Genomic DNA, 17,336 nt, shown 5'->3' with positions numbered 1-17,336 from the left:
CAATCCACCGCCGGCGTAAGCCGGCCTGTCCGTAAGCACAATGAACACCAAGAAACACGACGTACCCGAAGAACTGCTGTCTGGCCTGCTGGCCAACTACAAGAAGCCCGAAGACCTCATCGGCGAGAACGGTCTGCTCAAGCAACTTACCAAGCTGCTGGTCGAGCGAGCCCTGGACGCTGAGCTGACTGAGCACCTGGGCCATGAACGCAACGAGGCGGTGGCCAACCCCGCTGGCAACACCCGCAACGGCAAGAGCAAGAAGACCCTCAAGGGCGAGTTCGGCGAATTGCCCATCGAAGTGCCACGCGACCGCCATGGCAGCTTCGAGCCTCAGCTCATCCCCAAGCACCAGACCCGCTGGGCCGGCTTCGACGACAAAATCATCTCGCTGTACGCCCGTGGCATGACGGTGCGCGAGATACAGGCCCACCTCGAAGAGATGTACGGCACCGAGGTCTCACCCAGCCTGATTTCCTCGGTGACAGATGCCGTGGCCGACGAGGTCAAGGCCTGGCAGGCCCGACCGCTGGAGCCGATTTATCCCATCGTCTATCTGGACTGCATCCATGTGAAGGTGCGCGAGGGCGCGGTGCGGGTCAAGGCGGTGTACCTGGCCATCGGCATCACCATGACGGGCGACAAGGAGGTGCTGGGCCTGTGGCTGGCCCAGACCGAGGGCGCCAAGTTCTGGCTGCAGGTGGTCACCGAGTTGCGCAACCGGGGCGTGCAGGACATCTTCATCGCCTGCGTCGATGGGCTCAAGGGCTTCCCTGACGCCATCGAGGCAGTCTTCCCCAAGGCGGTGGTGCAACTGTGCATCGTTCACATGGTGCGTCACAGCCTGAACTACGTCTCATGGAAGCGCCGCAAGGAAGTGGCGGCCGACCTGCGCCGTATCTACACGGCCGCCACCGCCGAGGAGGCCGAACTGATGCTCGCAGAGTTCGAGGCCCGATGGGATGCCGAGTACCTGCCCATCGGCCAGTCCTGGCGCAGGAACTGGAGCCGCTTGACCCCGTTCTTTGACTACCCGCCGGAAATCCGCAAGGTCATCTACACCACCAATGCCATCGAGTCGGTGAACATGAGCCTGAGGAAGCTGACCAAGAACCGGGGCTCGTTCCCCAGCGACGAGGCGCTGACCAAGCTGTTCTACCTGGCGCTGCGCAACATCAGCCAGAAGTGGACCATGCCCATCCGGGATTGGAAGGCCGCGCTGACCCGCTTTACCATTCAGTTCGGAGACCGCATCTCCGTCAATTGAAGTCCGACCCGTTTACACAAAAATTCGGACACGCCCTCATCAGGCAAGCGGGAAGCGAGCGAAAGCTGGCGGCGGTTGAAAGTGTGTATGCCCGCCGGGGGAAACCTCGGCGGATCGGGCTTGGCGGCCCATTGCAGTGTGCGATAGCCCGAAGCGCTTGGCGGCGTGGAAGGCGAAGACCCCCGGCCTGGCGGCTGGGGCGGCAAGGCAGGACATCATAGGAAAGGAACTATCGGACGCCGCCCGGGCGGGCATCTGCTCGTTCGCGGCCATGGCGCAACTCGGGCCCCCTCCATTCAATTCGGAGGGGGCTTTCTGCGTTCCCTTACCTAGCGGTTGGCAGTGCGAGATGAACAAACACCCATAGTTTGGCGAGATCGGCTTGCGAGGTTAAAGGTATGGGGCCCTGCCCGAATGGCGTGACGCGGCCCCAAGGGTGCTTTGACGCAGAATCCTCAATCCGAATGCTAGCCATTCACGGGCGGCGCTTTTTTGCCCTTACGGGCTAGGCAGCCATTTGCACTTCGTTCGTAGCATTTCCTCGGCGGAGGGCTTCCAGGTAATTAGCCCATTGCTGCATCATCTTTCGGCGCTGAACAAGGTACTCCGTGCGGTTGTACGCGCGCCCAAGGCTGTCTTTAACTGAATGAGCAAGCTGGGCTTCTATGATTTCTGACGCAATGCCGAGTCGTTCGTCCAGCAGCGTCCGCGCGGTCGCGCGGAATCCATGTCCCGTTACCTCGTCCGCTCCAAATCCCATCGCTCGTAGTGCTGCATTCACCGTGTTTTCAGACATCGGGCGGTGATGATGGCGCTCTCCCCTGAAGACGAGTTCGCCGCGGCCGGTAATCGGGTGTAGCTCACGAAGTACCTGTACCGCTTGCCGCGGGAGCGGGACAATGTGTGGCATGCCGTTGAGCTTACCTTCCCGCTCACGTTTCATCCGCTCACCTGGAATCGTCCATGTAGCTGTGTTCAGGTTGATCTCATCCCATCGAGCATGCCGCAGCTCTCCTGGACGCAGCAGCAGCATGGGAGCCAAACTCAGGGCCGCGCGTACAACGTGCGTACCAACGTAGCCGTCGCACGCGCGCAGCAGTTCGCCGAGTCGTTTGGGGCACAGGATTGCAGGGAAGTGCCTAGTTCTTGGCTTACGCAGCAGGCCCTTCAGGTCGCGTGCAACATCCCCTTTCGCAAGTCCCGCGCCTACAGCGAAGCGGAAGATTTGTGAGCAGCTTTCGTGTGCCCTATGCGCCGTCTCGATGACCCCTCGATCTTCGATACGGCGCAGAACGGCAAGAAGTTCAGGTGCGGTTACATCTCCGACAGGCCGTATTCCGATGTGGGGAAACACGTCGGCCTCAAGGCGGCGCAGAACCTTTTCAGCGTATTTGGCAGCCCATTCGGGCGAACGCACCTCAAACCATTCCCGCGCGACTGCCTCAAAGGTACCGTTCAGAGGCTTGCCTGCGGCAACGAGCTTTGCATCCTCGTGCACTTTTTTTTCCGCTGCCTTTTTCGACTTTCGGTCAGCGCTGGGGTCAATCCCGGCTGCGACCAGTTCGCGTGCTGCGTTGGCTTTCGCGCGTGCCAGCGACAGCGATGTTGCCGGGTAGGTCCCCAGCGAAATCGTCTTGCGTTTGCCTTGGACTTTGTAGTCAAAACGCCAGCCATGCTTGCCCCCGTTCACGTAGAGCAATAGGTAAAGTCCATTGCCGTCCGTCAGCTGTCTGCGCGGGTCTCCGGGCTTGACGCTGCGAATGGTGGTGTCAGAGAGGGCCATGGTAGCCATACAGTAACTTCTCCAGTAACATGAGGAACCACGTATAGGCAAACTCATTGCTTTTGCGGGGTCGGCTCTGGTTTTCGAGAGCGTCCCAGCCACCACATACAACGCCCAACCACTCGGTTGGGCGTTTTTGTTTCTGCACTGCCACGCTACGTGGAACGACGCAGTAGTTGCGTGTCCTCATCCTCCAGCGCTGCACAGACCTCTCCGTGATTCGGGGCCTTGTTTCTTTCGTGGGGCGGTAGTCCTTTTTTTGGGAGCCAGTACCTGCAGGCACGGGCGCGGGGCGTACGGAAGCCAGGCACTCTCCCATGCCCCAGAGATCACGCGATGCGGGCAGCTCTACGCAAGGCGACACTTCGGGCTGCATGTACGCCCATGTGTCATGAGCGTGTGACGGCTTTGAACTACAGTGACCGGATGCAAGACTTTTCACGCACGCTTTCGCTGACGGGGGCGTCCAACTTCCGTGATCTGGGAGGCTATGCGGGGCTGGATGGACGCACGGTACGCTGGCGCCGGTTGTTCCGCTCCGATCATCTGGCGGCCCTGACACCGCAGGACGCGCAGGTGCTGGCCGGTCTGGGGCTGACCCGCTCGGTGGACTTCCGCGGGCTGGTGGAGAGCGCGGCCCAGTCGTATGCGCTGCCGCAGGTGCGCTATCACGCGCTGCCGATCGAGCCGACCGTTGTGCAGCGCGCCAAGGAACTGGCGGTAGCGGGCCAACAGATCACGGCACCCGTTGCGGTAGGGCTGATGCAGGACACCTACCGCGCCTTTGTTTCCGACAACGCGCAGCAGTTTGCGGGCTTGTTCGAGCAGTTGCTGGCAGAGGATTCCCCACTGGTCTTTCACTGCACTGCGGGCAAGGACCGCACCGGTTTCGCCGCGGCCCTGATTCTGCTGGCGCTCGGCGTGTCGCGCGAGGTGGTCATGCAGGACTACCTGTTGACTAACGCGCTGTACCGTCGGCCCGCGGGGCTGGTCAGCTCCGCGCCGCAGGAGGTGCTGAACGTGATCTGGCGCGTGCAGGAGGACTTCCTGGAGGCCGCATTGCGAGCCGTTGACCAGGACCACGGCGGCGTGCAGTGTTACCTGGAGCGTCGCCTGGGCGTGGACGATGCCGCGCGCAACCGCCTGGCGCAGCTGTACCTGCAGCCGTTGCCGGAGTGAGGCGCCGCGGCCGTGCGCCCCGGGTCGCTCGGGCATAAAAAAAGCAGCCCGGAGGCTGCTTTTTTTTGCGAAACCCGCGCCACGGTGTCAGAGCGTGGCGTCCTTGAGTTTCTTCAGTGCGCGGGTCTTGATCTTGACCGATGCGGGCTTGGCGGGGAACCAGCGCTCTTCGCCGGTGAACGGGTCCTTGCCGAAGCGCTTCTTCTTGGCGGGCACTTGCTGCAGGCCGATCTTGAGCAGGCCGGGCAGCGTGAACTCGCCGGAGCCCTTCTTGTGCACGGAAGCCAGGATGGCCGTCTCCAATGCGGCGAGCACGGCCTTAGCGGCCTTGGGCTCGACACCCGCCTGCGTGGCGAGGTGGGCGATCAGCGCGGTCTTGGTGAAGGCTTCCTTCACGGGCTTGATGGCAGCAGGAGCTGCGGGGGCGGCTGCCTTCTTGGCAGGTGCCGCCGCCTTTTTGGCGGCGGTCTTTTTCACCGGAGCGGTGGTCTTCTTTGCAGTTGCCATGATGTCGGATCGTTGTAAGGTGTATAGAAGCAGGCCAGCCAGGCTGGTGATCGGATTCTAGGCGCTGTCTGCGCGCGTGGGGTGCCCTATTCATGCGGGTTTGCGCGAGAAAACCACGCTATCGCGGGCCTGTGGACGGTACAGGGCACGCACGTGCCGCACGGGTGGCGCGCATGCGGGTAAGCTGTGCAACCATTCCCTGATGCACCAGGAGCAGGCCATGAGCGATAGCACCCCTTTCGGCTTCGGGCGTTTCGTCCCGGGATTTGATTTCCTGCAGAACCTGGCCAAGGGCGCTGCGGCGGGTATGCCCACCATGCCGGGGCTGTCGGGCTGGGTGGCGCCCACGGTGAGTGTGGACGAGCTGGACAAGCGCATCCAGGAGCTCAAGGCCGTGCAGTTCTGGCTGGAGCAGAACGCGCGCGCCCTGGCCGCCACCGTGCAGGCGCTGGAGGTGCAGAAGATGACGCTGGCCACGCTGCAGGATATGAACGTGGCGATGGGCGACCTGGCCGCGAGCTTCGGCGCCGCCGCAGGCCAGGACACGGAGCGGCCCGCCGCACGAGCCGCCGAGCCACCGTCCGCGTTCCCGTTCACTTCTCCACCCACACCTGCACCTGCACCTGCACCGGAGGCGCCGTCCCCGGCCAACAACGCCTCGGCGGCGCGCAGCGCGCGAACACCACCGGACGATGAGGCCGCGCCCGAGCAGACCAAGGGCGTGGCCGACCCGATGCAATGGTGGGGTGCGCTGACCAGCCAGTTCCAGCAGATCGCGGCGCATGCCCTGCGGGATGCGGGCACGCACCAGGCGGCCTTCGACGCCACGCGCGAGATGGCCAGCGGCGCACTCAAGACCGCTTCCAGCATGGCGGCGCAGATGGCCGCGCAGGGCATGCACGGCATGCGCGCGGCGGCGCAGGCCGCCGGTGCGGCGCCTGCGGCAACGCCCGCCCCTGCCGCCGGGAAGCCTTCCGCAAAGGCGGCCGCCCGGCCGGCGACCCAACCGGGCGGCAAGGCCAACGACAAGGCTAACGATAAGGCTAACGACAAGGCTAACGACAAGGCTAACGACAAGGCTAACGACAAGGCTAACGACAAGGCACGTCCGGCCGCCAAGCGGACTGCCGCGGCCAGCGCGGGCGCCAAGCGTGCCCCCGCACCATCGCCCACCCAAAAGGCTGCCGCGTCCCGCACGCGGCGGCCGACAGGCTGAGCTGCGCGGCGGCGCCTGTACCCCACCGCAGGGCTGACACATGAGACTCTTTCCCAACGCACACGCCACCCATCCGCAGTGGCACATGGCCGCGGTGCTGGTGCTGGCGCAACTGCGGGCGCAGATGGCGCTGCCCCAGTACGCCAGTGCACCCACGCTGGGGCTGCTCTACATCACCGACCACTACGCGGACGATGCCGCGGCCCTGCTGGACCTGCTGCGGCGCGAACTGCCGACGGTCACCGACTGGGCAGGCGCGGTCGGCGTGGGCGTGGCGGGCAACAACGTCGAATATTTCGATGAACCCGCGCTCTCGCTGATGCTGTGCGACCTGCCGCGCGCGCACTACCGCGTGTTCTCGGGCGTGGCGCCGCTGGCGCACGGCGATGCGGCCGGGGTGGGCTTTGCGGCCCACACGGCGCTGGTGCATGCGGACGGCCAGACACCCGAACTGGCGGACCTGGTGGCCGAGATGGCGGGCCGCACCAGCAGCGGCTACCTGTTTGGCGGCGTGGTGGCCAGCCGCGGGGCGCAGGTGCAGCTGGCGCTGCCCGCCGGCGGCGAGGGCGACGGCGTGCTGCACGGCGGCCTGTCGGGCGTGGCCTTTGATGCGCAGGTGGAACTGGTCTCGCGCGTCACGCAGGGCTGCCAGCCCATCGGCGCGCAGGCGGCCATCACCGCCGCGCAGGACAACGTGGTGCTGGAGCTGGACGGCGAGCCCGCGCTGGACGTGCTGCTGGACACGCTGGGCGTGACGCTGCAGGGGGACGCCCAGGCCGCCCTGCGCGCCGTGCGCGCCACGCTGGCAGGGCTGGAGGACGCGGACGCACCGCAGCGCCAGCGCACGGGCCATTTCGGCGCCGACACGCGCGTGCGCCACATCGTCGGGCTGGACGCGACGCGCAGCGGCGTGGCGCTGGGTGACCATGTCGAGGTGGGCATGCGCCTGGCCTTCTGCCAGCGCAACGTCGGCGCGGCCCGTGCCGACCTGATGCGCATCTGCGCAGAGGTCCGTGAGGAGCTGTCGCCCCAACTCGAAGAGGCGCAGGCGCTGCCCGCCGCAGGCAGCGCGCCGCATGCCGAGCCGGCGGGCGGCCGGCGCATTTGCGGTGCGCTGTATGTGAGTTGCTCGGGCCGCGGCGGGCCGCACTTCGGTGGGCCCAGCGCCGAGCTGCAGATCGTGCGCCATGCGCTGGGCGACGTGCCCCTGGCGGGCTTCTTCGCCGGCGGCGAAATCGCCGCGCACCGGCTCTATGGCTACACGGGCGTGCTGACGGTGTTCGTCGCGCCGGACGGGGCTTTATAAGCCTTTTGGGCCTCTAGCGCCCGTCCATCAAGCGCAAGCAGCTATGCAATGCATAGCGCCGTGGCGCTTGCTCAAACGCCGATGACGGCGGGGCGGGGCGCCGCAGCAGGGCGCGGCAGGCCGCAGAACGCGAAGTCCAGCTCCGGCTCCAGCCCGCTCACGATGCGCGCGATGGACTTGCCAGAGCCGCAGGCGTGGGTCCAGCCCAGCGTGCCGTGGCCGGTGTTCAGGAACAGGTTGCCGTAGCGCGTCTTGCCGATCAGCGGCACGTTGCTCGGCGTGGCGGGGCGCAGGCCGCTCCAGAACTGCGCCTGGCTCGCATCGCCCGCGCCGGGAAAGAGCTGCTCCACGCGCCGCACGATGGCTTCGCAGCGCACGGCGTTCAGTGCGCGCTCGTAGCCGTTGAGCTCGGCCGTCCCCGCGATGCGCAGCCGGTCGCCCTGGGCACTGGTGTAGCGCGAGAAGACCAGCTTGTACTCATCGTCCGTCAGGCTCACCTGGTAGGCGGCGGCCGCGTCGCGCACCGGCAGCGTCACCGAATAGCCCTTGGCCGGGTAGATGGGCAGGCGCAGGCCCAGGGGCTGGGCCAGCAGCGGGCTGAATGCGCCCAGCGCCAGCACGTAGGCGTCGCCGCGCACGCGCTCGTAGCCGCCGGCCTCGTTGGTGATCTCCACATGGTCGATGGCGCCGCCCGCCGGGTGCAGCGCGGTGATGTGGCAGCCCAGGCGGAATTGCACGCCCGCGGCCTGGGCCACGCCGGCCAGCGCGCGCGTGAACAGGTGGGCGTCGCCGGACTCGTCCTCCGCCGTGTAGGTGGCGCCCGCCAACTGCGGGCGGACGTGGGCCAGGGCTGGCTCGATGCGCACGGCCTCGTCCGCGTCCACCACGCGGCGGTGGCAGCCCAGCGCACGCATCTGCTCGGCGGGCGCCAGCGCGGCGTCGACCTCCTGGGTGCTGGTGTAGAAGTGCAGGATGCCCTGCGTGCGCTGGTCGTACTGCAGGCCCGTGTCGGCGCGCAGTTGCTGCAGCGTGCTGCGGCTGTAGCTGCCCAGGCTCACGATCTGCTCGATGTTGTGGCGCGTGCGCGCGGGCGTGCATTCGCGCAGGAATTGCAGGCCCCAAAGCCACTGGCGCATGTCCGCGCGCAGGCGAAACAAGAGCGGCGCATCCTCTTTGCCCAGCCACTGCAGCACCTTGAGCGGCGCGCCGGGGTTGGCCCAGGGCTCGGCGTGGCTGACCGAGATCTGGCCGCCGTTGGCGAAGCTGGTTTCCGCACCGGGCACAGCCTGCCGGTCGATGACGGTGACCTCGTGGCCGAGTTGCTGGAGAAAGTACGCAGAGGTGGTGCCGACGACGCCGGCGCCCAGAACGATCACGCGCATGGTTGACAAGCCTTTTTCAAGGTTTGCGCAGGCAGGGCGCGCGCGAGCAGCTATTGAATGAATAGCGAACAGCGGGCGCGACATGGCCTGGCTGCCGCTCCCCCTGTCCTTGGTACCTGAGAGATTCATGCCGCGCGGGACCGTGCGCGGCACTTGCTCCTTCGGTGCGCCACGGCGGGCGTGGCGGCTCTCCAGACGGCTGTGTGGGTGTGCAGTACGGAACCTGAGCGTGTATGGGAGTTTGCGCCTTCGGTGAAACGGCACATGGCCGTTTGCTCTCCTGCGCCGGCCATCGTAGCGGCCCGGGCGCGGCGGCCCCAGCGGGCTAACCCTCAGACCATGAACACGCTCTCAGGGTGGGGCGCTGGGTGCATGCTCAGGGGTAGACCGCTTCGCCCAGGTTGAGCATGAGGCGGTTGGCCCAGGCGAACAGCGCGGCGGCGTGCACCGTGTCCAGGATTTCCAGGTCGCTCAGGCCCGCGGCGCGCAGCGGCGCGAGGTGCTGTGGCCCGAACGCACCGGGCGCGCGCGTGAGCGCGGCGCTGGCCTGCGCCAGGGCGCGCTCGCGGGCGTTGGTGCCGGCGCTGTCGGGGTCGGCGAAGATCTGCGCGATCACGTCGTTGCGCTTGGCCAGCTGCTCGAAGCGCTGCGCATGCACCGCCGCGCAGTACACGCAGCCGTTGATGCGCGAGACCACGGTGGTAGCTACCTCGCGCTCGGCGCGCGGCAGGCCGCCAGGCGCATACATGATGGCGTTGAACGCCTCCGAGCGCTCGGCGAGCACGCGGGGCTGGTGCGCCAGCACGAGGTAGAAGTCCGACGTGCGTGCCTTGGGGTGGCTTGCGTCCAGCACGGCGTTCTGCTCGGCGCTGGCGGTGGCGGGGTCCACCACGGGCAGCCAGGCCTTCCAGTCCAGCGTCTCGCTGGTGTAGCCGGCCAGGCGCAGCGGCTCGCCGGGCGGGGGCAGGTTGGCGGGGTGCACGAAGGGCGCGTCCGGCGTGGTGGGAGCGACCGCCGTGGCTGCGGTGCCCGCGGGGCCGAGGGCGGCCAGCGCCGCCACGCCTGCCACCAACCGCGCCTGGTAGGCCACGAAGCCGATGAGTTGCGCGAGCAGCACCACGTCCGGCGTGGCGAGGCCCGCCTGGGGCAGGGCGAGCAGGGCCGCGCGGTCGGCCGCAGCGGGCTGCGTGGTCAGCAGCTGCGTGAAATGCGTGATGGCTTGCCAGCGGGCATCCGCCGCGGGGGCGGGTAGGCCGGCCAGGCGCGCGCCGTAATGGTCGGCCAGCGTTGCCACGCCGCTGGCGGCCGCCACGGCCTGGGCCACGGACAGGCGCTCGGCCAGCGCCAGGCCACCGGGCAGTTGGGGGGCGAGCAGCAGGTCTTCGCAGGCCTGGGTGGCGGTGATGGCCTTGGCGCGCTGTTGGCGCGCGGCCTGGGCATGGGGGGCATGGCCCAGGCGGGCGAGTTGGTCGATGGTGTCGGTCATGGCGAAGGCAGGATGCGTTGGGAGGTGTCGGCGGGCGTCCATTCGTCGCCCAGCAGTTCCGGCTCGGCATAGGCCTGCAGCGCGGCGAAGTGGTGCTCCACGTCCTCGCGGTACAGCAGGCCGGCGATGCCGCTGGCCAGGCGCCGTGCGCCGTCGCTGATGGCGGGAATGTCGCCCGACACCGTGCCGTGTGACAGCGCCGCGGGGTAGCAGAAGCAGTGGATGCGGTCCAGGCCAGGGCAGGCGCCGGCGGCTTTCTCGCGGAATTCGAACACCGGGCCGAGGTCGGGCGAGTCGGACAGTTCGCGGTCTTCATCGCCGGCGGGCGGCTGGTAGCGCTCGCCCCAGGTGCGCACATGGCGCGCAAACGGCGCGAACTCGGGCTTTTGTGCCCAGTCGATCACGAAGCCTGTTGCGAGGACCAGGAAGTCGAATGCGAACGTACCCTTGGCCGTCGCCACGTGCAGCGCGTGGCCCACCTGCGTAACGTCCTGCACTGCGCAACCGAAGTGGAAGAAGGCGTTGGCGTGGCCGGACACGCGCAGCGTGCTGCCGTGCGGCGGCGGTACCTGCTGCACGTTGATGTAATGGCGGATGCGCCACTTCCATGCGTCGGGCAGGTCGTGGTGCCCTTGCGTGAGGCCGGGCACGCCCGAGCCCTTGGACTTGTTCACCGTGGGCATGACCGCGCGACGCGCGATCAGGTCCACGCTGGCGGCGCCGCATTCCAGCGCCGTGCCGGCGCTGTCCATGGCGGACGAGCCCATGCCGATCACGCCCACGCGCTTGCCCTTGAGCGTGGCGTAGTCCAGCACGTCGGACGAATGCGCCCACAGGCCACCCTGTGCGGCGTGGGCCACGCCCCGCATGAACGCAGGGACCTGCGGGCCGCCCAGGCCGTCGCGGCCCGTGGCCAGCACCACACGGCGCGCCAGCCAGGTGGCGTGGCCGGCGGGGGCCTGCACGTCCACCGCCACCAGACCGTCGGCGCGTGGGTGCACGGCGGTGACGGTGTGTTCATTGCGCACGTCGGGCTGCGTCACGCGGCGGTACCAGCGCAGGTAGTCCATCCATTGCAGGCGCGGGATCTTGTCGAGCGAGGCCCAGGCCTCGCCGCCCCACTGGGCCTCGAACCAGGCGCGGAAGGTGAGCGAGGGCACGCCGAGCGCGGGGCCGGTGAGCTCCTTGGGCGAGCGCAGCGTGTCCATGCGCGCCGTGGTGGCCCAGGGGCCCTCGTAGTCGGCGGGCGCGCGGTCCAGTAGCACGGCGGCAATGCCCTGCTGCGCCAGCGCCATGCTGGCCGCCAGGCCCGCCTGGCCGGCACCGATGATGAGCACGTCGGTGACGGGCTGCCCTTCATGGGTGCGTGGCGGCAGCCATGCGCGGGCGCGCCAGTTGAGGGTGAGCAGGTCGTGCCGCAGGCGGTCTTCGAGGGCGGCCAGGCCGGCCGCCCCCAGGGGAAGCGAAAGAGACATGGAGGGCGTCGAAGAAAGCGTGGAGGGCGAAATCAGTCGATGCTGATTTTGGCGTCCTTCACCACTTGCGCCCACTTCGCGCGGTCCTTGTGAACCGTCTGGCGGAACTGCTCGGGCGTTTCGATGCGTACCGTGTTGCCCTGCGACTCGAAGCGCTGGCGCACGTCGGGCTGCTCCAGCACCTCGCGCAAGGCGGTGTTCAGCTTCTGGACCACGGCTGGGTCGGTGCCCTTGGGAGCGAAGATGCCGAACCAGATCGAGCTGTCAAAGCCCTTGGTGCCGGGCAGGCCACTGGCGCCGATGGGCGGCACCTCCTTCACGGCCGCCACGGGCTTGGCCGTGGTCACCCCCAGCAGGCGCACCTTGCCGGTCTTGTAGTGCGGCAGCACGGTCTGCACCTGGTTCATGATGCAGCAGGTCTCTCCGCGCAGCACGGAGGTGATGGCCTCGGGCCCGCCCTTGTAGGGCACGTGCACCATGTTCAGGCCCAGGCGCGCATTCAGCTCGGCAAAGGCCATGTGCGTGCCCGTGCCGTTGCCGGTGGAGGCGAAGTTGTACTTGCCCGGGTTGGCGCGCACGGTCTCGACGAACTCCTTGAGGTTCTTGGCGTCGATCACCGCGGGGTTGATGGTCAACACGTTGGACACGTCGATCAGCGGGGCGACGGGCACGAAGTCGGCCTCCACGTCGAACGGCAGGTTCTTGTAGAGCGCGGCATTGCTGCCGTGCGTGGCGGCCGTGCCGAAGGCCAGGGTGTAGCCGTCGGCCTTGGCGCGGGCCACGTACTCACTGGCGATGTTGCCGGCCGCGCCGGACTTGTAGTCGATGACCACGGGCTGGCCGAGTTTCTGGCCCAGCGGCTCCTGCACCGCGCGCGCCACCACGTCCACGCCCGATCCGGCCGGAAAGCCCATGATCAGGGTGACGGGCTGCTTGGGCCAGTCCGTGGCCTGGGCGAGGGCGGATGTGACGGTCAGCAGCGTGGCCAGGGCGGCGGTGGCGTGGCGCAGGAGGGGCATGGCGAATTTCCTTGTGATAGGTCAGTGCAAGGCGGCGCTCTATCGTGTAAGCGCAGCCGAAACACACCCATTGTGGAGAAATTCACATGCGCACGCGCTATATGCATATGGACGGCCCGTCGCCGTCCCGGGCCATGCTGGGCGCGGACGACCGGCGCTCGGCCGTTCATCTCCGGTAGGGGTTGTCGGGCCGGCGGTCGTGGCGGTTGGGCACGCCGTCGCCATCGCGGTCCCAGCCGCCGCGCACGAAGCGCCATTGGTCACCGCGCTGCACCCAACGCGGCTGGCGGTAATGGTGGCCGTGGCGCACCTGCATCCACTGGCCGGGCACCCACACATGGCGGTGGCCGCGCCATTCCCAGTGGCCCTGCGACCAGACCATGCCGCGGCGCGGCGGGGGCACGCGCTCGTAGCGTGGCGGCGGTGGCGCGTGGTACTGCACCGCATAGGCGGGCGGTGCCGAGTAGTGGGGCGTGCCGGCCTGGATCACGACGGTGGCGTTGGTGGCTGCATGCGCGGCGCCTGCCAATGACAGCAGGGCGACGAGGCTGCCGGCTGCGGCAAGGGTGGCGGTGCGGACCATGGCGTTCTCCTGTGTTGTGGGATGCGGCGCGGGGCGCTGCGGGAGACTCCATGCTGCGGGCCGCATGTCAACGTTTCGGGCGCGTTGTTGCATCCCCGGCAAAGGTTTGTGAGCAGGTGTGACGACGGCCTTTCGGCGGGCAGGACTCAGGTGCTGGTAGGGCTGAAGCCCTTGTCAGAGAAGCGCCACAAGCTCCTTTTTCAATAGTGAGAGAGGCGCGACCAGTGCGTGGCGAGGCGCCGCGGTGCTTGGCGCACCGCCCGCCACGCCACGATTGCTTGCATGTACCGTGGGATTGACCCCTCTGGGGCCGCCCCCCAAGATCAAACACCGCACACGGCTTGGAGAACTGGGGGCTTTGCATGGACACACCCAACTGGGCCCTGGTGGCCAATGGCTCGATGGCGCGCCTGCTGGAGCTTGACCCCGCGGCAGCCACGCACTGGACGGAAAGGCAATGCCTGACGCATCCGGCCGCCCGCCTGCATGGCAGTGCGGCGGGGCATGAGCCGCCCGGACATTCGATCGCAGGACGCAGCGGTCCGGCGCCGCGCAGCGAGGCCGCCGCGCAGGACCGGCGCACCTTCGCGCGCGAGGTGGCCCACGCGCTGCGCGAGGCCGTGGGCACGGCCTAGCGCAGCCGCGTGGCCGTGTTCGCGTCCAACCCCTTCCTGGGCGAGCTGATGGAACAGCTGGATGGCGTCACCCACCAGCGGCTGGTGGCCAGCCATGCACAGGATCTGACGCACCTGAGCTTGCAGGAGCTGGCGCGGCATTTGCAGGCGGAACGCGGCGGCTGACACGGCCCCGGTGTGAGGACCGACCACGCGCCATGGTGCTGGACGGGCCCGGCCAGCCGCTGCGGCTGGCGGAGTTGCCGTGCCCCGTTCCGCAGGCAGGCCAGTTGCTGCTGGCGGTGCAAGCCTGCGGCGTGTGCCGCACGGACCTCCATCTGCGTGACGGCGAGCTGCCGGATGCGGTGTGGCCCCTCGTGCCGGGGCATGAGATCGTGGCCCGTGTCGCCGGCCTGGGGCCGGGCGTGCGGGGCTGGCGGCGGGGACAGCGGGTAGGCGTTCCTTGGCTGGGGTGGACCTGTGGGCACTGCCGGTTCTGCACCAGTGGGCGCGAGAACCTGTGCGTGCAGGTGTGTGGGGGCGACGGATGGTCCAGTGTGGGCACCGCGAAGGGGGAAGTCAATGGCAGGCCGACTGCGTCGGGTTTTGGGTGTTTTAAGGCGTTGGCACCCGTCCATCAAGCGCCATAAGCTATTAATATAGGAGCATCACGGCCTTGCGGTGCGGCGCATCTGGGCAAAGGCCTCGAACTCCCAGCTGCGCATGGCCAGCAGCAGGGTGTAGCCCTCGCGCTCACGCTCGGGCAGGCGCTGGTCGGCCAGGTGCTGCTGCGCAAAATCCTGCGCCACGCGTTGCAGCCGCTCGGTGAAGGCCGGCGCCAGGCTGCGTGCGATGGAGCCGTGCACCAGCAGCACGCCCTCGCCCGGCGCGTCGAAGCCGCCGTTGAAGTAGTCCAGCAGTGCATGGTCGCGGAAGTAGTGCATCACCGGCCCGTGCGGGCGCCAGCGGAAGGTCTTGGCAAGCTTCAGGCGGTAGCGGTTGAGCGGGCGCAACTCGATGATGCCGATGCGGTCGAGCTGCGCCAGGTACTGGATGCCCTCGGCCTCGCTCAGCCGGTAGGTGGTGGTGATCTGCTCCAGGGTCCACTGGCTCAGCACGCAGATCGCCATCAGCAGCAGCTTCTTGTCGGCCACCACGGCCTTTTCCTGCTCCTGCGTCAGCTCGCTCAGCAGCGGCTGGCTGTCGGCCACGCGCCGCGCCAGGTCGGCAAAGTCCAGCCGCAGCACGCGGCAGATGGCGTCGATGCGCGACAGCGGCATGTCGCCCTTGGCCAGCATGCGCTTGACGCTGGACTCGGCCATGCCCAGCGCCTGTGCCAGGCCGGCATAGGTCATCTGGGCGGACTTGAGTTCCTTCTTCAGGGCGATGACGAGGTCGGCGGTGGTGCTCATGGGGTGCTGGAGGTGAAAAGTATCGAATGGCGATACCCTAAGTGTGATCCAAGCCACAAAGGCCCACAAGCGGCTGGCCTGCGCGGGCTTTGTGCGCACAATGCGCGGCACCTTCACACCCCAGCACACCGCATATGAGCGCGCAGCACCCCGTGACCTTGTCGCCCACCGCCCAGCCTGCCGAGGCGCCGGCGCACCCCAACCAGTTCGCGCTGCTGCGCCAGCGCCGCTTCGCGCCGTTCTTCTGGACGCAGTTCGCCGGCGCGGCCAATGACAACCTGTTCAAGTTCGCCTTCACGGTGATGGTGACCTACCAGCTCAGCGTGTCGTGGATGCCGCCGGCGCTGGCGGGACTGGTGATCGGCGCGCTGTTCATCCTGCCGTTCCTGCTGTTCTCGGCCACGGCAGGGCAGCTCACGGACAAGTACGAGAAGACGCGCATCATCCGCTTCGTGAAGAACCTGGAGATCGCCATCATGCTGGTGGCGGGCGCGGGTTTCGTAGCCGGCAGCGCGGCCATCCTGCTGGGCTGCGTGTTCCTGATGGGGCTGCATTCCACGCTGTTCGGCCCCGTGAAGTTCGCCTACCTGCCGCAGGCCTTGAACGAGCGCGAGCTGACGGGCGGCAACGGCATGGTGGAGATGGGCACCTTCGTCGCCATCCTGCTGGGCAACGTCGCGGGCGGCCTGCTGGTGGCGCTGCCGGCCATCGGCCACACCACAGTGGCGGTAGCCTGCCTGGCCCTCGCCCTGCTGGGACGCCTGGTGGCGCAGTTCATTCCGCCGGCCCCGGCCACTGACCCGGGCCTGACGGTGAACTGGAACCCGGTCAGCGAGACGTGGCGCAACCTGAAGCTGGCGCACGGCAACACCGTGGTGTTCCGCTCGCTGCTGGGCATCTCGTGGATGTGGTTCTTTGGCGCGGTGTTCCTGTCGCAGTTCCCCAGCTTCGCCAAGGACGTGCTGCATGGCAACGAACAGGTGGCGTCGCTGCTGCTGGTGGTGTTCTCGGTGGGCATCGGCATCGGCTCGCTGCTGTGCGAGGTGCTCTCGCGCCGGCATGTGGAGATCGGCCTGGTGCCGCTGGGCGCCATCGGCATGAGCGTTTTCGCTATCGACCTGTACTTCGCCTCGCGGGCCCTGCCGCCGTCGGAGGTGCTCACCCTGGCGGCCTTCGCGGCGCAGCCCGCGCACTGGCGCGTGATGGCCGACCTGCTGCTGCTGTCGCTGTTCGCGGGCCTGTACAGCGTGCCCATGTACGCGTTGATCCAGATGCGCAGCCAGCCCACGCACCGCGCGCGCATCATCGCCGCCAACAACATCCTCAACGCGCTGTTCATGATCGCCAGTGCCGTGCTCGCGGGGGCGCTGCTGTCGGCGGGCTTCACGGTGCCGCAGATCTTCCTGTTCACCGGCATCGCCAATGCGGTGGTGGCGTTCTATATCTTCCTGCTGGTGCCCGAGTACCTGCTGCGCTTCGTGGCCTGGGTGCTGTCGCGCTGCATCTACCGTTTCAAGGTGCGCGGCGACGAGCACATTCCCACGGAGGGCGCGGCCATCCTGGCCTGCAACCATGTGAGCTTCGTCGATGCCGTGCTGCTGATGGCGGCCAGCCCGCGCCCCATCTACTTCATCATGGACCACCGCATCTTCCGCATCCCGGTGCTGGGTGCGCTGTTCCGCCTGGCCAAGGCCATTCCCGTCGCGCCGCAAAAGGACGATGCCGCCACCTACGAAGCCGCGTTCGAGCGCGCGGCCCAGGTGCTGAAGGACGGCGACCTGCTCGCCATCTTCCCCGAGGGCGGCATCACGCGCGACGGGCAACTGCAGGCGTTCAAGGGCGGCATCATGAAGATCATCGAACGCGCGCAGGCCGACGGCGTGCGGGCGCCGGTGGTGCCCATGGCGTTGACCAACCTGTGGGGCTCGTTCTTCAGCCGCATCGAGCAGGGCGGCGCCATGGTGCGGCCGTTCCGCCGCGGCATGTTCAACCGCGTGGGGCTGAACGTCGGCGCGCCGCTGCCGGCTGCCGAGGTGCAGCCAGCCCTGCTGCGTGAGCGGGTGGCGGGGCTGCTTCAGATCAGCGCTTGAGCCAGCAGGCGCCCCAG

General features: G+C 67.9%; 14 protein-coding genes, 1 pseudogene and 1 riboswitch. Of the genes and pseudogenes, 7 read left to right on the top strand and 8 right to left on the bottom strand.

Annotated elements, in window-relative coordinates; genetic code table 11:
- Window positions 1-40 precede the first annotated feature (40 nt).
- Window positions 41-1,267, top strand: coding sequence for an IS256 family transposase (locus tag DTPSY_RS15855; RefSeq protein WP_011805843.1), 1,227 nt, complete (start codon window positions 41-43; stop codon window positions 1,265-1,267).
- A 505-nt stretch (window positions 1,268-1,772) separates the two neighbouring features.
- Here DTPSY_RS15855 and DTPSY_RS18235 read toward each other — a convergent pair.
- A complete protein-coding gene (locus DTPSY_RS18235; RefSeq protein WP_015914418.1) occupies window positions 1,773-3,059 on the bottom strand; it encodes a tyrosine-type recombinase/integrase in 1,287 nt (428 codons plus the stop codon).
- Window positions 3,060-3,476: 417 nt separating this feature from the next.
- Here DTPSY_RS18235 and DTPSY_RS15845 point away from each other — a divergent pair, with 417 nt between their 5' ends.
- On the top strand, window positions 3,477-4,229 hold the full coding sequence (locus DTPSY_RS15845; RefSeq protein WP_041838898.1) for a tyrosine-protein phosphatase: 753 nt from the start codon (window positions 3,477-3,479) through the stop codon (window positions 4,227-4,229).
- Window positions 4,230-4,316: 87 nt separating this feature from the next.
- On the opposite strand, the gene DTPSY_RS15840 is transcribed toward DTPSY_RS15845, so the two are convergent.
- Window positions 4,317-4,736, bottom strand: coding sequence for an HU family DNA-binding protein (locus DTPSY_RS15840; RefSeq protein ID WP_011806976.1), 420 nt, complete (start codon window positions 4,734-4,736; stop codon window positions 4,317-4,319).
- A gap of 220 nt (window positions 4,737-4,956) precedes the next feature.
- Between DTPSY_RS15840 and DTPSY_RS15835 the strand changes: the two genes are divergently transcribed.
- Both DTPSY_RS15835 and DTPSY_RS15830 read left to right on the top strand, forming a co-directional pair.
- Window positions 4,957-5,952: a PhaM family polyhydroxyalkanoate granule multifunctional regulatory protein gene (locus DTPSY_RS15835; protein WP_015914416.1), complete on the top strand. Its 996-nt coding sequence runs from the start codon at window positions 4,957-4,959 to the stop codon at window positions 5,950-5,952.
- A 40-nt stretch (window positions 5,953-5,992) separates the two neighbouring features.
- Entirely contained in the window at window positions 5,993-7,258 is a 1,266-nt protein-coding gene (locus DTPSY_RS15830) for an FIST signal transduction protein (RefSeq protein WP_011806974.1), read from the top strand.
- A 71-nt stretch (window positions 7,259-7,329) separates the two neighbouring features.
- On the opposite strand, the gene DTPSY_RS15825 is transcribed toward DTPSY_RS15830, so the two are convergent.
- The 5 genes from DTPSY_RS15825 to DTPSY_RS15805 form a co-directional block, all read right to left on the bottom strand.
- Window positions 7,330-8,640, bottom strand: a complete 1,311-nt coding sequence (locus tag DTPSY_RS15825; protein ID WP_015914415.1) for a D-amino acid dehydrogenase — start codon at window positions 8,638-8,640, stop codon at window positions 7,330-7,332.
- Between the two features lie 93 nt (window positions 8,641-8,733).
- Window positions 8,734-8,845, bottom strand: a riboswitch (glycine riboswitch).
- A 171-nt stretch (window positions 8,846-9,016) separates the two neighbouring features.
- Entirely contained in the window at window positions 9,017-10,126 is a 1,110-nt protein-coding gene (locus DTPSY_RS18230) for a peroxidase-related enzyme (RefSeq protein WP_015914414.1), read from the bottom strand.
- Window positions 10,123-11,601 (bottom strand): NAD(P)-binding domain-containing protein, encoded by a 1,479-nt coding sequence (locus tag DTPSY_RS15815; RefSeq protein WP_015914413.1) that lies wholly within the window; start codon window positions 11,599-11,601, stop codon window positions 10,123-10,125. Before DTPSY_RS15815 ends, DTPSY_RS18230 begins: the two co-directional genes overlap by 4 nt.
- Window positions 11,602-11,633: 32 nt before the next feature.
- Window positions 11,634-12,620: a Bug family tripartite tricarboxylate transporter substrate binding protein gene (locus tag DTPSY_RS15810; protein ID WP_011806970.1), complete on the bottom strand. Its 987-nt coding sequence runs from the start codon at window positions 12,618-12,620 to the stop codon at window positions 11,634-11,636.
- A gap of 166 nt (window positions 12,621-12,786) precedes the next feature.
- On the bottom strand, window positions 12,787-13,203 hold the full coding sequence (locus tag DTPSY_RS15805) for a YXWGXW repeat-containing protein (protein WP_015914412.1): 417 nt from the start codon (window positions 13,201-13,203) through the stop codon (window positions 12,787-12,789).
- Between the two features lie 362 nt (window positions 13,204-13,565).
- Here DTPSY_RS15805 and DTPSY_RS15800 point away from each other — a divergent pair.
- Both DTPSY_RS15800 and DTPSY_RS18225 read left to right on the top strand, forming a co-directional pair.
- Window positions 13,566-14,003, top strand: a pseudogene (locus DTPSY_RS15800) (host attachment protein).
- Between the two features lie 32 nt (window positions 14,004-14,035).
- The gene (locus DTPSY_RS18225; protein ID WP_434060544.1) at window positions 14,036-14,467 is read left to right on the top strand and encodes an alcohol dehydrogenase catalytic domain-containing protein; all 432 of its coding nucleotides are present in this window, start codon (window positions 14,036-14,038) and stop codon (window positions 14,465-14,467) included.
- Window positions 14,468-14,485: 18 nt separating this feature from the next.
- On the opposite strand, the gene DTPSY_RS15795 is transcribed toward DTPSY_RS18225, so the two are convergent.
- The gene (locus DTPSY_RS15795; RefSeq protein WP_011806966.1) at window positions 14,486-15,229 is read right to left on the bottom strand and encodes a helix-turn-helix domain-containing protein; all 744 of its coding nucleotides are present in this window, start codon (window positions 15,227-15,229) and stop codon (window positions 14,486-14,488) included.
- A gap of 134 nt (window positions 15,230-15,363) precedes the next feature.
- On the opposite strand from DTPSY_RS15795, the gene DTPSY_RS15790 reads away from it, so the two are divergent.
- A complete protein-coding gene (locus DTPSY_RS15790) occupies window positions 15,364-17,319 on the top strand; it encodes an MFS transporter (protein WP_015914409.1) in 1,956 nt (651 codons plus the stop codon).
- Window positions 17,320-17,336: the final 17 nt, after the last annotated feature.

It is taken from the genome of [Acidovorax] ebreus TPSY, from assembly GCF_000022305.1.
GTDB lineage: Bacteria > Pseudomonadota > Gammaproteobacteria > Burkholderiales > Burkholderiaceae_C > Diaphorobacter > Diaphorobacter nitroreducens.
This window is presented reverse-complemented; position numbering and strand designations above follow the sequence as displayed.

Bases quoted from the DNA above. Each gene is read 5' to 3' on its own strand.
- DTPSY_RS18235 (WP_015914418.1), bottom strand. From the start codon at position 3,059: ATGGCTACCATGGCCCTCTCTGACACCACCATTCGCAGCGTCAAGCCC.
- DTPSY_RS15825 (WP_015914415.1), bottom strand. From the start codon at position 8,640: ATGCGCGTGATCGTTCTGGGCGCCGGCGTCGTCGGCACCACCTCTGCG.
- DTPSY_RS15840 (WP_011806976.1), bottom strand. From the start codon at position 4,736: ATGGCAACTGCAAAGAAGACCACCGCTCCGGTGAAAAAGACCGCCGCC.
- DTPSY_RS18225 (WP_434060544.1), top strand. From the start codon at position 14,036: ATGGTGCTGGACGGGCCCGGCCAGCCGCTGCGGCTGGCGGAGTTGCCG.
- DTPSY_RS15815 (WP_015914413.1), bottom strand. From the start codon at position 11,601: ATGTCTCTTTCGCTTCCCCTGGGGGCGGCCGGCCTGGCCGCCCTCGAA.
- DTPSY_RS15855 (WP_011805843.1), top strand. From the start codon at position 41: ATGAACACCAAGAAACACGACGTACCCGAAGAACTGCTGTCTGGCCTG.
- DTPSY_RS15790 (WP_015914409.1), top strand. From the start codon at position 15,364: ATGAGCGCGCAGCACCCCGTGACCTTGTCGCCCACCGCCCAGCCTGCC.
- DTPSY_RS15805 (WP_015914412.1), bottom strand. From the start codon at position 13,203: ATGGTCCGCACCGCCACCCTTGCCGCAGCCGGCAGCCTCGTCGCCCTG.
- DTPSY_RS18230 (WP_015914414.1), bottom strand. From the start codon at position 10,126: ATGACCGACACCATCGACCAACTCGCCCGCCTGGGCCATGCCCCCCAT.
- DTPSY_RS15835 (WP_015914416.1), top strand. From the start codon at position 4,957: ATGAGCGATAGCACCCCTTTCGGCTTCGGGCGTTTCGTCCCGGGATTT.
- DTPSY_RS15830 (WP_011806974.1), top strand. From the start codon at position 5,993: ATGAGACTCTTTCCCAACGCACACGCCACCCATCCGCAGTGGCACATG.
- DTPSY_RS15795 (WP_011806966.1), bottom strand. From the start codon at position 15,229: ATGAGCACCACCGCCGACCTCGTCATCGCCCTGAAGAAGGAACTCAAG.
- DTPSY_RS15845 (WP_041838898.1), top strand. From the start codon at position 3,477: ATGCAAGACTTTTCACGCACGCTTTCGCTGACGGGGGCGTCCAACTTC.
- DTPSY_RS15810 (WP_011806970.1), bottom strand. From the start codon at position 12,620: ATGCCCCTCCTGCGCCACGCCACCGCCGCCCTGGCCACGCTGCTGACC.